6 protein-coding genes, 2 tRNA genes, 3 rRNA genes and 3 pseudogenes are annotated in these 13,805 nt (G+C 55.4%); 1 reads left to right on the forward strand and 13 read right to left on the reverse strand.

Features of this window, described 5'->3' with window-relative positions; all coding sequences use genetic code 11:
• Positions 1-45: 45 nt before the first annotated feature.
• The 11 genes and pseudogenes from rrf to LJU32_00055 all read right to left on the reverse strand — a co-directional run bounded on the left by rrf (position 46) and on the right by LJU32_00055 (position 11,780).
• A 5S ribosomal RNA gene (gene rrf / locus LJU32_00005) occupies positions 46-161 on the reverse strand.
• Between the two features lie 154 nt (positions 162-315).
• Positions 316-3,207, reverse strand: a 23S ribosomal RNA gene (locus LJU32_00010).
• A gap of 247 nt (positions 3,208-3,454) precedes the next feature.
• Positions 3,455-3,530, reverse strand: a tRNA-Ala gene (locus LJU32_00015).
• Between the two features lie 30 nt (positions 3,531-3,560).
• Positions 3,561-3,637: transfer RNA gene (locus LJU32_00020), tRNA-Ile, on the reverse strand.
• An 81-nt stretch (positions 3,638-3,718) separates the two neighbouring features.
• Positions 3,719-5,254 (reverse strand): 16S ribosomal RNA (locus LJU32_00025).
• The 16S, 23S and 5S rRNA genes sit together here with 2 tRNA genes alongside, the layout of an rRNA operon.
• A 541-nt stretch (positions 5,255-5,795) precedes the next feature.
• Positions 5,796-6,419, reverse strand: coding sequence for a protein-methionine-sulfoxide reductase heme-binding subunit MsrQ (gene msrQ, locus LJU32_00030; protein WKV88981.1), 624 nt, complete (start codon positions 6,417-6,419; stop codon positions 5,796-5,798).
• Positions 6,419-7,430, reverse strand: a pseudogene (gene msrP, locus LJU32_00035) (protein-methionine-sulfoxide reductase catalytic subunit MsrP). Before msrP ends, msrQ begins: the two are co-directional and overlap by 1 nt.
• A gap of 63 nt (positions 7,431-7,493) precedes the next feature.
• The gene (gene pssA / locus LJU32_00040) at positions 7,494-8,351 is read right to left on the reverse strand and encodes a CDP-diacylglycerol--serine O-phosphatidyltransferase (protein WKV88982.1); all 858 of its coding nucleotides are present in this window, start codon (positions 8,349-8,351) and stop codon (positions 7,494-7,496) included.
• A 148-nt stretch (positions 8,352-8,499) separates the two neighbouring features.
• Positions 8,500-9,516, reverse strand: coding sequence for a ketol-acid reductoisomerase (ilvC, locus tag LJU32_00045; GenBank protein ID WKV88983.1), 1,017 nt, complete (start codon positions 9,514-9,516; stop codon positions 8,500-8,502).
• Between the two features lie 46 nt (positions 9,517-9,562).
• Positions 9,563-10,054 (reverse strand): acetolactate synthase small subunit, encoded by a 492-nt coding sequence (ilvN, locus tag LJU32_00050; GenBank protein ID WKV88984.1) that lies wholly within the window; start codon positions 10,052-10,054, stop codon positions 9,563-9,565.
• 2 nt (positions 10,055-10,056) lie between these two features.
• A pseudogene (locus LJU32_00055) lies at positions 10,057-11,780 on the reverse strand (acetolactate synthase 3 large subunit).
• A 399-nt stretch (positions 11,781-12,179) separates the two neighbouring features.
• Between LJU32_00055 and LJU32_00060 the strand changes: the two are divergent.
• Positions 12,180-12,595 (forward strand): annotated as a pseudogene (locus LJU32_00060) (DUF4124 domain-containing protein).
• A gap of 122 nt (positions 12,596-12,717) precedes the next feature.
• On the opposite strand, the gene LJU32_00065 reads toward LJU32_00060, so the two are convergent.
• Together LJU32_00065 and LJU32_00070 are read right to left on the reverse strand one after the other, a co-directional pair.
• Positions 12,718-13,053 (reverse strand): YqcC family protein, encoded by a 336-nt coding sequence (locus tag LJU32_00065; protein ID WKV88985.1) that lies wholly within the window; start codon positions 13,051-13,053, stop codon positions 12,718-12,720.
• Positions 13,053-13,802, reverse strand: a complete 750-nt coding sequence (locus tag LJU32_00070; protein WKV88986.1) for a hypothetical protein — start codon at positions 13,800-13,802, stop codon at positions 13,053-13,055. Before LJU32_00070 ends, LJU32_00065 begins: the two co-directional genes overlap by 1 nt.
• Positions 13,803-13,805 lie beyond the last annotated feature (3 nt).

The following is a 13,805-nucleotide window of genomic DNA, read 5'->3' on the forward strand; positions in this document are numbered from 1 at the left end:
AAACAAAACCCCAACTGCTTTCGCAATTGGGGTTTCGGAATTTAATCTTGACGATGACCTACTCTCACATGGGGAAACCCCACACTACCATCGGCGATGCATCGTTTCACTGCTGAGTTCGGGATGGGATCAGGTGGTTCCAACGCTCTATGGTCGTCAAGAAATTCGGGTACTGACTCGTGACCAGATGGCCTCGTTTCAGCAAATTGGGTATGTGACAGCTAGGTGTTTGTGCGCTTCGAACTTTCGGTTCGTTTCGTCTTCACACACCGCAATCTGGTGCCTTCTCAGGTCAGCAAATTGCTTGGGTGTTATATGGTCAAGCCTCACGGGCAATTAGTATTGGTTAGCTCAACGCCTCACAGCGCTTACACACCCAACCTATCAACGTCGTAGTCTTCGACGGCCCTTCAGGGAACTCAAGGTTCCAGTGAGATCTCATCTTGAGGCAAGTTTCCCGCTTAGATGCTTTCAGCGGTTATCTTTCCCGAACATAGCTACCCGGCAATGCCACTGGCGTGACAACCGGAACACCAGAGGTTCGTCCACTCCGGTCCTCTCGTACTAGGAGCAGCCCCTCTCAAATCTCAAACGTCCACGGCAGATAGGGACCGAACTGTCTCACGACGTTCTAAACCCAGCTCGCGTACCACTTTAAATGGCGAACAGCCATACCCTTGGGACCGGCTTCAGCCCCAGGATGTGATGAGCCGACATCGAGGTGCCAAACACCGCCGTCGATATGAACTCTTGGGCGGTATCAGCCTGTTATCCCCGGAGTACCTTTTATCCGTTGAGCGATGGCCCTTCCATACAGAACCACCGGATCACTAAGACCTACTTTCGTACCTGCTCGACGTGTCTGTCTCGCAGTCAAGCGCGCTTTTGCCTTTATACTCTACGACCGATTTCCGACCGGTCTGAGCGCACCTTCGTACTCCTCCGTTACTCTTTAGGAGGAGACCGCCCCAGTCAAACTACCCACCATACACTGTCCTCGATCCGGATAACGGACCTGAGTTAGAACCTCAAAGTTGCCAGGGTGGTATTTCAAGGATGGCTCCACGCGAACTGGCGTCCACGCTTCAAAGCCTCCCACCTATCCTACACAAGCAAATTCAAAGTCCAGTGCAAAGCTATAGTAAAGGTTCACGGGGTCTTTCCGTCTAGCCGCGGATACACTGCATCTTCACAGCGATTTCAATTTCACTGAGTCTCGGGTGGAGACAGCGCCGCCATCGTTACGCCATTCGTGCAGGTCGGAACTTACCCGACAAGGAATTTCGCTACCTTAGGACCGTTATAGTTACGGCCGCCGTTTACCGGGGCTTCGATCAAGAGCTTCGCGTTAGCTAACCCCATCAATTAACCTTCCGGCACCGGGCAGGCGTCACACCCTATACGTCCACTTTCGTGTTTGCAGAGTGCTGTGTTTTTAATAAACAGTCGCAGCGGCCTGGTATCTTCGACCGGCATGAGCTTACGGAGCAAGTCCTTCACCCTCACCGGCGCACCTTCTCCCGAAGTTACGGTGCCATTTTGCCTAGTTCCTTCACCCGAGTTCTCTCAAGCGCCTTGGTATTCTCTACCCAACCACCTGTGTCGGTTTGGGGTACGGTTCCTGGTTACCTGAAGCTTAGAAGCTTTTCTTGGAAGCATGGCATCAACCACTTCGTCACCCAAAGGGTAACTCGTCATCAGCTCTCGGCCTTAAGATCCCGGATTTACCTAAGATCTCAGCCTACCACCTTAAACTTGGACAACCAACGCCAAGCTGGCCTAGCCTTCTCCGTCCCTCCATCGCAATAACCAGAAGTACAGGAATATTAACCTGTTTTCCATCGACTACGCTTTTCAGCCTCGCCTTAGGGACCGACTAACCCTGCGTCGATTAACGTTGCGCAGGAAACCTTGGTCTTTCGGCGTGGGTGTTTTTCACACCCATTGTCGTTACTCATGTCAGCATTCGCACTTCTGATACCTCCAGCAAGCTTCTCAACTCACCTTCACAGGCTTACAGAACGCTCCTCTACCGCATCATCCGAAGATGATACCCGTAGCTTCGGTGTATGGTTTGAGCCCCGTTACATCTTCCGCGCAGGCCGACTCGACTAGTGAGCTATTACGCTTTCTTTAAAGGGTGGCTGCTTCTAAGCCAACCTCCTAGCTGTCTAAGCCTTCCCACATCGTTTCCCACTTAACCATAACTTTGGGACCTTAGCTGACGGTCTGGGTTGTTTCCCTTTTCACGACGGACGTTAGCACCCGCCGTGTGTCTCCCATGCTCGGCACTTGTAGGTATTCGGAGTTTGCATCGGTTTGGTAAGTCGGGATGACCCCTAGCCGAAACAGTGCTCTACCCCTACAGTGATACATGAGGCGCTACCTAAATAGCTTTCGAGGAGAACCAGCTATCTCCGAGCTTGATTAGCCTTTCACTCCGATCCACAGGTCATCCGCTAACTTTTCAACGGTAGTCGGTTCGGTCCTCCAGTCAGTGTTACCTAACCTTCAACCTGCCCATGGATAGATCGCCCGGTTTCGGGTCTATTCCCAGCGACTAGACGCCCTATTAAGACTCGCTTTCGCTACGCCTCCCCTATTCGGTTAAGCTCGCCACTGAAAATAAGTCGCTGACCCATTATACAAAAGGTACGCAGTCACAGAACAAAGTCTGCTCCCACTGCTTGTACGCATACGGTTTCAGGATCTATTTCACTCCCCTCTCCGGGGTTCTTTTCGCCTTTCCCTCACGGTACTAGTTCACTATCGGTCAGTCAGTAGTATTTAGCCTTGGAGGATGGTCCCCCCATATTCAGACAAAGTTTCTCGTGCTCCGTCCTACTCGATTTCATGACTAAGAGATTTTCGCGTACAGGGCTATCACCCACTATGGCCGCACTTTCCAGAGCGTTCCGCTAATCTCAAAGCCACTTAAGGGCTAGTCCCCGTTCGCTCGCCACTACTAAGGGAATCTCGGTTGATTTCTTTTCCTCAGGGTACTTAGATGTTTCAGTTCCCCTGGTTCGCCTCTTGCACCTATGTATTCAGTACAAGATAACCATCTTATGATGGCTGGGTTCCCCCATTCAGACATCTCCGGATCAAAGTCTGTTTGCCGACTCCCCGAAGCTTTTCGCAGGCTACCACGTCTTTCATCGCCTCTGACTGCCAAGGCATCCACCGTATGCGCTTCTTCACTTGACCATATAACCCCAAGCAATCTGGTTATACTGTGAAGACGACATTCGCCGAAAATTCGAATTTCTCAACTAAGAGAACTCACAAATTTTACCTTAGCCTGATCCGTTACCAGTGAAAGTAACGTTCAGTCTATCTTTCTATCACATACCCAAATTTTTAAAGAACGATCTAGTCAAAGACTAGAAATCAACATTCATCACCGAACCGGTGGAATGCTCATTTCTAAGCTTTCAAACTTCAGAAGCAGTAGTGGTGGAGCCAAGCGGGATCGAACCGCTGACCTCCTGCGTGCAAGGCAGGCGCTCTCCCAGCTGAGCTATGGCCCCGTATTTCTACAGGCGTTTCCCACACAAAATTGGTGGGTCTGGGCAGATTCGAACTGCCGACCTCACCCTTATCAGGGGTGCGCTCTAACCAACTGAGCTACAGACCCAATTTCGGGCTGCTTCTATCGTCTTCTTCAATGAATCAAGCAATTCGTGTGGGAGCTCATGCAGCAGCTGATGTCGTCGATTAAGGAGGTGATCCAGCCGCAGGTTCCCCTACGGCTACCTTGTTACGACTTCACCCCAGTCATGAATCACACCGTGGTAACCGTCCTCCCGAAGGTTAGACTAGCTACTTCTGGTGCAACCCACTCCCATGGTGTGACGGGCGGTGTGTACAAGGCCCGGGAACGTATTCACCGCGACATTCTGATTCGCGATTACTAGCGATTCCGACTTCACGCAGTCGAGTTGCAGACTGCGATCCGGACTACGATCGGTTTTATGGGATTAGCTCCACCTCGCGGCTTGGCAACCCTTTGTACCGACCATTGTAGCACGTGTGTAGCCCAGGCCGTAAGGGCCATGATGACTTGACGTCATCCCCACCTTCCTCCGGTTTGTCACCGGCAGTCTCCTTAGAGTGCCCACCATTACGTGCTGGTAACTAAGGACAAGGGTTGCGCTCGTTACGGGACTTAACCCAACATCTCACGACACGAGCTGACGACAGCCATGCAGCACCTGTCTCAATGTTCCCGAAGGCACCAATCCATCTCTGGAAAGTTCATTGGATGTCAAGGCCTGGTAAGGTTCTTCGCGTTGCTTCGAATTAAACCACATGCTCCACCGCTTGTGCGGGCCCCGTCAATTCATTTGAGTTTTAACCTTGCGGCCGTACTCCCCAGGCGGTCAACTTAATGCGTTAGCTGCGCCACTAAGAGCTCAAGGCTCCCAACGGCTAGTTGACATCGTTTACGGCGTGGACTACCAGGGTATCTAATCCTGTTTGCTCCCCACGCTTTCGCACCTCAGTGTCAGTATCAGTCCAGGTGGTCGCCTTCGCCACTGGTGTTCCTTCCTATATCTACGCATTTCACCGCTACACAGGAAATTCCACCACCCTCTACCATACTCTAGCTTGCCAGTTTTGGATGCAGTTCCCAGGTTGAGCCCGGGGATTTCACATCCAACTTAACAAACCACCTACGCGCGCTTTACGCCCAGTAATTCCGATTAACGCTTGCACCCTCTGTATTACCGCGGCTGCTGGCACAGAGTTAGCCGGTGCTTATTCTGTCGGTAACGTCAAAATTGCAGAGTATTAATCTACAACCCTTCCTCCCAACTTAAAGTGCTTTACAATCCGAAGACCTTCTTCACACACGCGGCATGGCTGGATCAGGCTTTCGCCCATTGTCCAATATTCCCCACTGCTGCCTCCCGTAGGAGTCTGGACCGTGTCTCAGTTCCAGTGTGACTGATCATCCTCTCAGACCAGTTACGGATCGTCGCCTTGGTGAGCCATTACCTCACCAACTAGCTAATCCGACCTAGGCTCATCTGATAGCGCAAGGCCCGAAGGTCCCCTGCTTTCTCCCGTAGGACGTATGCGGTATTAGCGTTCCTTTCGAAACGTTGTCCCCCACTACCAGGCAGATTCCTAGGCATTACTCACCCGTCCGCCGCTGAATCCAGGAGCAAGCTCCTTTCATCCGCTCGACTTGCATGTGTTAGGCCTGCCGCCAGCGTTCAATCTGAGCCATGATCAAACTCTTCAGTTCAAACATCTTTGGGTTTTTAAGAAACCCTAAACTTGGCTCAGCAATCGTTGGTTACATCTTTGATTTCTCGCAGAGTAACTTGTGATGCTGATAATCTTGTTGACTATCAGTCTGACTGCACAAGCACCCACACGAATTGCTTGATTCAGTTGTTAAAGAGCGGTTGGTTAAGATCTTTCGTCTCAACCGAGGCGCGCATTCTACAGCAGCCTCATTTGCTGTCAAGTGATTATTTTCAGAAGCTTTCGAAGAATTCTTCAACAACTTCAACCACTTGCGCTTCCGATCTCTCGTTAGCGGGAGGCGAATTCTACAGCGTTAATCGCTGCTGTCAACACCTCTTTTTCTCCGCTTTCGACCGAGAAGATCGAACCGTTAAAAGAGCTACACATCACTGCTCTATCAACTCCTTCCAGGCTTCGATGATCTGAAGCAAGCCACTGTCGAAAACTGCGTAACTCTTTGAATCTCAAGGAGTTTTCCGTTTCGACTGCGCCGGAAGTGGGGCGAATTATAGACCTCTGGAATCTGCCGTCAACCGTTAATTTCGCTTTTCTTGCAGATTCTGCTTTTTACCCAGTAACCGCGGGATTCGCCTCGTCACTGGCGGCAGACGAAGCAGCAAAAGCACAGCGCTTATAAAGGCATAAATCGTCCACTCTTCCAAATCAGCCCGCACGATCCACAGCATATGCAGCAGACCCAGTCCGAGAATCACGTAAACCAGACGATGCAACTTCTTCCAGCGAACACCCAAACGACGCTGACTGTAACGATTGGACGTCACCGCCAATATCAGCAAGCCGAGAAAGCCCAGCGCACCGACAATGATGTAGGGCCGCTTACGCAGCTCCACGCCCAGCTGAGACCAGTCGAATCCGAGGATAAATGCCATGTAGCTGAACAGATGCAGCGTCACATAGGCAAAACACCAAAGCCCCAACTGCCGACGGACCGCAATCCACCCGGCCCAGCCGCTCAGCTTTTGCAGCGGCGTCATGCTCAGCGTGATCAACAGCAACACCAGCGTCCCCAGCCCGAGACGATCAACCAATACCTTGCCCGGATCAGGCCCAAGCAAATCAGCGAACGCCTGATAGAACCACAGCAATGGCCAGATCGCTGCCGCAATGAACACGCCCACTCGCCAGAACGGATAGCGCATCAGTAGTTCTTCCGCAGATCGAGCCCTGCATATAAAGAAGCGACTTCATCCGAGTAGCCGTTGAACATCTGCGTATCGCGCACATTCGGCTTGAACAGACTGTTCGGCAGACGTCGCTCGCGCGCCTGCGTCCAGCGCGGGTGATCAACCGTCGGGTTCACATTCGCGTAGAAGCCATACTCATCGGCAGCAATGCTTTGCCAGGTGGTCTTCGGCTGCTCGCTCACCAGACTGATGCGCACAATGGATTTCACGCTTTTGAAGCCGTACTTCCACGGCACCACCAGACGCAAAGGCGCGCCGTTCTGGTTCGGCAGTTCGCGGCCATACATGCCCACCGCCAGGATCGCCAAAGGATTCATCGCCTCATCGAGACGCAAGCCTTCGACATACGGCCAGTCGATCAAGGCAAAACCGGAACGCTGGCCGGGCATGCTCTTGGGATCCTGCAGGGTTTCGAAGCGGATGTACTTGGCTTTGGAGGTCGGCTCGACCTGTTTGAGCAAGGCCGAGATCGGGAAACCGATCCAGGGAATGACCATCGACCACGCCTCGACGCAGCGCAGACGATAGATACGTTCCTCCAGTTGATACGGCTTCATGAAGTCCTCCAGTGCATAACGCCCCGGTTTACCCACCTCCCCGTCTATCACTACGCTCCAGGGTTCGGTTTTGAGGTCGCCAGCATTCGAAGCCGGATCGCCCTTACCGGTACCGAACTCATAAAAGTTGTTGTAGTGCGTGGCGTCTTTATAAGGCGTGATCGCCTCGTCCTTGACGTTGACCGCCCCCATTGAGTAGAAGGAGCTTTTCGGCAAACCAGGCCGGCGCCTTGCCGGATTCGACATCAGAGTAGCGCGGGGCATCGGCGGCACTGGCCCAGCGTGGCAAGCTGCTCATGGCAATACCGGCAGCGGTGGCACCGAGCAATTGGCGGCGGGAGAGATAAATGGCTTCAGGCGTGACATCCGACTCATGGCAGTCGGATGCTTTGGGGATCTTGATCAACATGACAACTCCGCAGCTTTGGAGGACAGGTGCACCCATAGACTGCGGAGTATGCGCGAAATTACATCACTCGGCGTTTTTGTGACGACGAAGACGCAACAGATACTGCACCGGACCGGACGCGGCATAGGCGAGGAATACCAGCAGCAGAATGCGCGGCGGATCACTGAACACGACAGCGAATACCAACACCACCGCGAGGATCGCCACGAACGGCACGCGCCCTTTGAGATCCAGCTCCTTGAAGCTGTTGTACTTGATGTTGCTGACCATCAGCATGCCAGCCGCCGCCACCATCAAGGCCACCAGGAAGGACATCTTCGAACCCTGAATGCCGTAATCGCTGAACGCCCAGACAATACCGGCCACCACACCTGCCGCCGCCGGGCTGGCCAGACCAATGAAGTAGCGTTTGTCCGCCGTACCGACCTGGGTGTTGAAGCGCGCCAGACGCAACGCCGCACCCGCGACATAAATGAAGGCGACCATCCAGCCGACCTTGCCCATGTCGCCCAGCGCCCAGCCGAAGGCCAGCAATGCAGGCGCGACGCCGAAAGCGACCATGTCCGACAGAGAGTCGTACTCGGCGCCGAAGGCACTTTGCGTATTGGTCATGCGCGCCACGCGGCCATCGAGGCCGTCGAGGACCATCGCGACGAAGATCGCGATCGCAGCGAACGCGAAATACTTGCTCGCATTAACCGAGTCGCCGGCGCTCAAGGCGGCCTGCGCGCTCATCGAGTTGATGATGGAATAGAAGCCTGCGAACAGGTTGGCAGTGGTGAACAGGTTCGGCAGCAGATAGATACCACGATGCCGGACTTTACGACCTTCAGCGTCGTGCCCTTCTTCGATGTGCTCATCGATGGGCAGCAGGCTTTCGGCGTCGGAAGCCTTGTTCGGCTCTTCGGGACGTTCGCTCATGGACATTACCTTGCAACGGTTTGGAAAAAATTCGACAGAGGCTTGAGGACGACAGTTCGGCCACAAACGATGCAGCTTTATACCAGAAGCACCGGCCCAAACGAAAAAACGCGGCCGAGGCCGCGTTTTTCGTACAAGGGACGACGACTCAGTTCTTGGCTTTGTCGACGATCTTGTTGGCACCGATCCACGGCATCATGGAGCGCAGTTGCTCGCCGATGATTTCGATACCGTGAGCGGCGTTGTTACGACGCTTGGCGGTCATCGAAGGGTAGCCGGTTGCGCCTTCGCTGATGAACATTTTGGCGTATTCGCCGTCCTGAATACGTTTCAGGGCGTTGCGCATGGCCTGACGGGACTCGGCGTTGATGACTTCCGGGCCGGTCACGTACTCGCCGTATTCGGCGTTGTTGGAGATCGAGTAGTTCATGTTGGCGATACCGCCTTCGTACATGAGATCAACGATCAGTTTCAGTTCGTGCAGGCACTCGAAGTAGGCCATTTCCGGCGCGTAGCCAGCTTCAACCAGGGTTTCGAAACCGGCTTTCACCAGTTCAACGGTACCGCCGCACAGAACGGCTTGTTCGCCGAACAGGTCGGTTTCGGTCTCGTCCTTGAAGGTAGTTTCGATGATGCCGGTACGACCGCCACCAACGCCGGCGGCGTAGGACAGTGCAACGTTTTTGGCGTTGCCCGAGGCGTCCTGGTAGATCGCGATCAGGTCAGGGATACCGCCACCTTTGACGAATTCGGAACGTACGGTGTGGCCCGGGGCTTTCGGCGCGATCATGATCACGTCGAGGTCGGCACGCGGAACAACCTGGTTGTAGTGAATCGCGAAGCCGTGGGAGAAGGCCAGGGTGGCGCCTTTCTTGATGTTCGGCTCGATTTCGTTCTTGTACAGCGAGGACTGGAACTCGTCCGGGGTCAGGATCATGACCAGATCGGCAGCGGCAACGGCGGAGGCCACGTCGGTCACTTTCAGGCCGTGAGCTTCGGCTTTGGCAACGGTGGCCGAACCTTTACGCAGACCGACAGTTACGTCGACACCGGAATCTTTCAGGTTGCACGCTTGAGCGTGGCCCTGGGAGCCGTAACCGATGATGGCAACTTTCTTGCCCTGGATGATCGACAGGTCGCAGTCTTTATCGTAGAAAACTTTCATGAATTTCCCCTTATATCCGGCCATTCAGGCCATGCGCTAATTTGGTTTAGATGCTGAGTACTTTGTCGCCGCGAGCAATGCCGGTCACGCCGCTGCGGACGGTCTCCAGAATCGATGCGGTGCCGATGGACTGAATGAAGCTGTCGAGCTTGTCGCTGGTACCGGTCAATTGAACGGTATACACGCTGGCGCTGACATCGACGATCTGTCCACGGTAGATATCGGTGGTGCGTTTGATCTCGGCGCGCTGGGCGCCAGTGGCCTTGACCTTGACCAGCATCAGTTCACGCTCGATGTGAGCGCTTTCCGACAGGTCCACCAGCTTGACCACTTCGATCAGCTTGTTCAGGTTTTTGGTGATCTGCTCGATGACTTCATCGTGACCCACGGTGGTCAGCGTCAGACGCGACAGGGTCGGGTCTTCGGTCGGGGCCACGGTCAGGCTTTCGATGTTGTAGTTGCGCTGCGAGAACAGGCCGACTACGCGAGACAGAGCGCCGGGTTCGTTTTCCAGAAGCAGGGAAATAATGTGCCGCATGATTAAGTACGCTCCGTCTTGCTCAGCCACATATCGCGCATGGAGCCGTCTTTGATCTGCATCGGGTAGACGTGCTCGCTGGTGTCGACCGCAACGTCGATGATCACCAGGCGATCCTTCATGGCGAACGCTTCTGCCATCTTCGACTTCAAATCTTTCGATTCGGTGATGCGTACGCCAACGTGGCCGTAGGCTTCAGCCAGCTTGATGAAGTCGGGCAGCGATTCCATGTAGGAGTGCGAGTGACGGCTGCCGTAGCTCATGTCCTGCCACTGGCGAACCATGCCCAGCACACCGTTGTTGAGGATGACGATCTTCACCGGCAAGCCGTATTGCAGGCAGGTCGACAGCTCCTGGATGTTCATCTGGATACTGCCTTCGCCGGTGACGCAGGCAACGTCGTCGTCCGGGAAGCTCAGTTTGATGCCCATCGCTGCTGGCAGACCGAAGCCCATCGTGCCCAGACCACCGGAGTTGATCCAGCGGTTCGGCTTGTTGAACGTGTAGTACTGCGCGGCGAACATCTGGTGCTGACCAACGTCGGAGGTCACAAAGGCGTCGCCCTTGGTCACTTCGCAGAGGGTTTCGATCACGGTCTGCGGCTTGATCTTGCTGCCGTCGCCCTTTTCATAAGGGAACAGGCCGCGATCACCACGCCATTCATCGACCTGTTTCCACCAACTGGCCACAGACTCCTTGTTTGGGGTCTCGCCGATTTCCTTGAGAATCGCGACCATTTCGGTCAGCACGCTCTCGACCGGACCCACGATTGGCACGTCGGCCTTGATGGTCTTGGAGATCGATGCCGGGTCGATGTCGATGTGGATGATCTTGGCGTTCGGGCAGAACTTCGCCGGGCCATTGATCACCCGATCGTCGAAGCGTGCGCCCACTGCGAGGATCACGTCGGCATGGTGCATCGCCAGGTTCGCGGTGTAGCTACCGTGCATGCCGAGCATGCCGATGAACTGACGGTCAGTGCCTGGGAAAGCGCCCAGACCCATCAAGGTGTTGGTCACCGGCAGGTTGAGCATTTTCGCCAGTTCGGTCAGCTGTGCAGAACCGTTGCCGAGGATGACGCCGCCGCCGGAGTACAGCACTGGTCGCTTGGCTGCCAACAGCATTTCCGCTGCTTTGCGGATCTGCCCGGAGTGACCGCGAACGGCCGGGCTGTAGGAGCGCAGCTTGGCTTTTTCGGGAAAACGTATTCGAACTTCTCGGCCGGATTGGTCATGTCTTTCGGGATATCGACCACGACCGGGCCCGGACGACCGGATTGCGCGAGGTAGAAAGCCTTCTTCATGACTTCCGGGATTTCCGAAGCGTGCTTGATCATGAAGCTGTGCTTCACGATCGGCCGGGAGATACCGATCATGTCGGTTTCCTGGAACGCGTCGGTGCCGACCATGGTGCTTGGCACCTGACCGGAAATGATCACCATCGGAATCGAGTCCATATAGGCGGTGGCGATACCGGTGATGGCGTTTGTGGCGCCTGGACCGGAAGTCACCAATACCACGCCGGCTTTACCGGTTGCACGGGCGTAGCCGTCAGCCATATGGGTCGCCGCTTGTTCGTGACGAACCAGGATGTGGGTCACTTCCGGCTCTTTGAACAGGGCATCGTAAACATGCAGGAGAGCACCACCCGGGTACCCGTAGATATATTTGACGCCTTCGTCACGCAAAAAGCGGACGAGCATCTCACCGCCAGATAAAAGCTCCACGTTGTTCACCTCTAAAACGCCAGAATACCGTCCACAAAAAAGGGGCGGGTCTTAATAGGTTTACTTCTCGGCAGAGCATGAGCGACGGTGGTCGCCGACTACGTCAGCACTGACTGAGCAAGTATTGGGATCGTCCCAAGTGTTGCGGGCCTTTCCCACCCAGCGCGAGGTAACGCGTTGCGGGTGTAACAGGTCGGCGCGGATGTGCGCCTCATGATCTACCGAGTGGGTCTGCTTCTGGCAGTCCCTCTACAGCGGACTTTGGATTCTTCTGTTTCGCCCTCTGCAAGTCAAGTCGTCTGTGAGGTTAATTGTGGGTAAGCACATGAGAACGCAAGAAAAAACCTGAAAAGCGCTACTCTGTTAGCGTCAATTGCGCATTTTTGCCAAGGAATCAGCATGCGAACGCTCCTCCTCACTCTGCTGATCGGCCTCAGCCCATGGTGCTCGGCCGCTCAAATCTACAAATGGGTCGATGCCCAAGGCGTCACGCATTTCGATGCGCAGCCTCCGCAGGGCCAACCGTCGACGACCGTACAGACGCCCTCCTCACCCGCGCCGAAAGCTGCGCCGATGCCGGGCGGCGGCGTACTGGGCGATCAGAAAGCCATTGATGCCAAGGTGAAGAAACAGGTCGCCGAGCAGCAGGCGCAGCTCAAGGCATTTTGCGAGCAGGCTCGCACGAACCTGGCGCAACTGCAGAACAATCCGCGTTTGCGTGAGGAGGTCGAGGGGATTTGCGCAGGCTCAATGATGCGCAGCGTCAGGAACGCATCGTCGAAGCGAAGAAGCAGATTGCCGAGAATTGCTCGTAATCGCAGCGTAGGAACTCTGGGTGTAGGAGCTGACGAGTGTAACGAGGCTGCGATCTTTTGATCTTGCTTTTAAAACAAGATCAAAAGATCGCAGCCTTCGGCAGCTCCTACAGTCCCTGTATTCAGCGCGAGGCAGTGATCAGCAAGTCAAACTCTTTGAGCAGCACCTGCAACTGCCGATCCTTGCCGCCCAGATTACGCTGGGCGAAGACCATTTCCGCCATTTCCTGAATCCCCGAGGCGTTCGGCAGCGGCAGATCCTGTTCGAGGATCATCTTCATGCGCGGCAGGAAGATCCATTGCAGCCATTGTTCGAAGTCCAGCGTGTCGACGGAAAACGGCTCGACACTGCTCAGCGCTTCGGCCGACGGCTCAACCTCGTCCCACCAGCCCTGGGTGCGCAGCTCTCGCTCGATCAGCAACAGCTGATCGGCGATTTTCGGGAAGCGCGCATCCATCACAGGGAAACCTTGGCCTTCTGACGGGCCTGAGCGGCGCCGGCGGAGTCGCCTTGTTTCTCGCGGGCCTGAGCGATGATTTCCCACAAACTGGCTTGCAGATCCGGACGACCGTTGGCCATGGTCAACGCGCGACGGGCAAATTGCTCGGCTTGCGGCGCATCGCCCTGGGCCATGCGCACTTGGGCCAAACGGTAAAGCACTTGTGGCTCGCGCGGTGCGACACGTTGCGCCCGCTCCAGGCTGGAAGAAGCACCGTTGAGGTCGCCACCGGCCTGTTGCTGTTGCGCGGTGGTCAGCAAGGCGAGTACCGGACCGTCCAGTTGCTCATCCGCCGAAAGGCCACCGCCACTGCTGGCCGAAGGGATGCCACTGGGTGTCGACGGCATGCTGTAGCTGCCGGCGTTGACCGGCGCCGACTCAACCGCCGATGGGTTGTACGGCCCCGATGTGATGCCGCCGGACGCCGGACCCGGAACGATCGGAGAAGAGCTGATCGGCGTTGACACCGCAGCACCGCCGCCCGGCACCATCACCACTACGCCGGTATCGCCTTGCGGAATCGCCTGAGTCTGGCCAGCCGCCGGGCGCTTGACCGTGGTCTGGCGGAAACCGCCATTGGCGCCGATGCGTTCGCTGTTGGACACGGCCGTACCCGAATCCACTACCGGAATCGAACCACGCTGTACGGTGGAGCAGCCGCTGAGCAAAGCCACGGCGGTCACCGCTGGAATCAACCACTTGTTCACTTG

Source organism: Pseudomonas sp. B21_DOA, from assembly GCA_030544685.1.
Classification (GTDB): Bacteria; Pseudomonadota; Gammaproteobacteria; order Pseudomonadales; family Pseudomonadaceae; genus Aquipseudomonas; species Aquipseudomonas fluorescens_AO.